This is a genomic window from Micromonospora echinofusca (assembly GCF_017614955.1).
In the GTDB taxonomy this organism is placed as follows: domain Bacteria; phylum Actinomycetota; class Actinomycetes; order Mycobacteriales; family Micromonosporaceae; genus Micromonospora; species Micromonospora echinofusca_A.
Genome location: NZ_WVUH01000603.1, coordinates 1 through 1,896, shown reverse-complemented (window position 1 = coordinate 1,896; position 1,896 = coordinate 1). Strand labels below are relative to the sequence as shown.

Below are 1,896 nucleotides of genomic sequence, written 5' to 3'. Positions count from 1 at the left end.
GACCACCGCCATGCCCCGCCCGCCGCCCCCGGCGGCGACCTTCAGCATCACCGGGTAGCCCAGGTCCTCGGCGACGGCGGCGGCCTCGGCGACCGTGGCCAGGGTGTGCGGGCTGCCGGGCAGCAGCGGCAGACCGGCGCCGGCCATCACCGCCCGGGCCCGCGCCTTGTCCCCGAGGACCGCCATCACCTCGGGGCGGGGTCCGATGAAGACGATGCCGTTCTCGGCGCAGATCTCGGCGAAGTCGGGATCCTCGGAGAGGAAGCCGTACCCGGGGTGCACGGCCTGCGCTCCGGTACTACGGGCGGCCTCGATGATCGCGGCGGCGTTGCGGTAGCTGAGCCGGCTCTCCGGCGGGCCGATGCAGACCGCCTCGTCGGCGAGCCGGACCACGGCGGAGTCCCGGTCCGCGGTCGAGTACACCGCGACGGTACGGATGCCGAGTTCCCGGCAGGCCCGGGCGACCCGCAACGCGATCTCGCCCCGGTTGGCGATGAGGACCTTCTCGAACACGGTCACCCTCCCCCGCCCGCAGCCGGGAGCAGACGCAGCAGCGGCTGGCCGAACTCGACCGGTTCGCCGTCGGCGACGAGCAGTTCGAGTACGGTGCCGGCCTGGTCGGCGGCGATCTGGTTCATCAGTTTCATCGCCTCGACGATGCCGATGACCTGGCCGGACCGGATCTGCTCACCCACCTCGACGAAGGGCTTCCCGCCCGGCTCCGCCGCCCGGTAGAACGTGCCGACCATGGGGGCGGGCACGGTGATCCCGGGTGCCGGGTCGGCGGGGGCCGGCGGGTCGGTCACCCCGGTCTGCTCCGGCCCGGGCGCCGGGCCGGTCCCGGCCACCGCCGGGCCGGTGGGCGCGGGTGCCGGCGGCTCGTGCCACTCGATCTCCAGCACCCGGTCGCCGCTGCGCACGCAGATCCGGCGTAGCGGCCCGGTGACCTGCGCCGCGAGGTCCCGCGCCTGCTGGCCCAGCTCGGCCAGGAGCCGGTCGCCGCTGCCCCGGCCGTTCATCGCCGACCCTCCGGGCCGGGGGTGCCGGCGGAAGCCGGACGGGCCGGGCCATCCGGGGTACCGAAGCTGCGGAACCGGGACCGGCGCTGCCGGACGAGCTGGGCGGCCGGCACCGCGAGCAACGGGGTCAGCGCCTCGTCGACCGCCCGGCGCAGCAGGTCGGCGGCGGCCAGCGGATCGGACTGCGCCCCGCCGGACGGTTCCGGGATCACCGCGTCCACGACACCGAGCCGCAGCACGTCGGGGGCGGTGAGCCGCAGGGCCCGGGCGGCGCGCGGTGCGGCAGCCGGGTCGTGCCAGAGGATCGCCGCGCAGCCCTCGGGGCTGATCACCGAGTACACCGCGCCGGAGAGCATCAGCACCCGGTCGGCGACGGCCAGGGCGAGGGCCCCGCCGCTGCCGCCCTCGCCGGTGACCACGGCGACCACCGGGACGGGCAGCCCGGCCATCAGCAGGATGCTCTCCGCGATGGCGCCCGCCTGGCCCTGTTCCTCTGCGGCCACCCCGGGGTACGCCCCGGGGGTGTCGATCAGGGTGACCACGGGCAGACCGAGCCGGGCGGCCAGCCGCATCACCCGTTGCGCCTTGCGGTACCCGGCCGGGGTGGGCATCCCGAAGTTCCGGGCCCGCAGTTCCCCGGTGTCGTGTCCCTTCTGGTGGCCGATCACGGCGACCGGTCGGTCGCCGAGCCGGGCCAGGCCGGCGACGATCGCCGGGCAGTCCGCGCCGAGACGGTCGCCGTGCAGTTCGGTGCAGCCGTCGAAGGCGGTGTCGAGGTAGTCGAGGGTGGTGGGTCGGGCCGGGTCGCGGGCGGCCTGCACCGCCCGCCACGGGTCCGGTGGGGTCAGCCGGTCCGGGCTGGTCAGCAGGACGGGGC

At 76.2% G+C, this 1,896-nt stretch carries 3 protein-coding genes; all 3 read right to left on the bottom strand.

Translation table 11 applies throughout. From position 1 onward, the window contains the following. A partial coding sequence (locus GSF22_RS33205; RefSeq protein WP_307804515.1) for a biotin carboxylase N-terminal domain-containing protein occupies positions 1-513 on the bottom strand: 513 nt, incomplete at its 3' end. Positions 514-515: 2 nt separating this feature from the next. Beyond that, entirely contained in the window at positions 516-1,019 is a 504-nt protein-coding gene (locus GSF22_RS33200; protein ID WP_208817860.1) for an acetyl-CoA carboxylase biotin carboxyl carrier protein, read from the bottom strand. After that, the coding region (locus GSF22_RS33195; RefSeq protein WP_208817859.1) for an acetyl-CoA carboxylase carboxyltransferase subunit alpha at positions 1,016-1,896 on the bottom strand (881 nt) is incomplete at its 5' end. The genes GSF22_RS33200 and GSF22_RS33195, both read right to left, overlap by 4 nt.

Excerpts from the sequence above, each read along its gene's own strand:
- GSF22_RS33200 (WP_208817860.1), bottom strand. The coding sequence starts at position 1,019 with ATGAACGGCCGGGGCAGCGGCGACCGGCTCCTGGCCGAGCTGGGCCAG.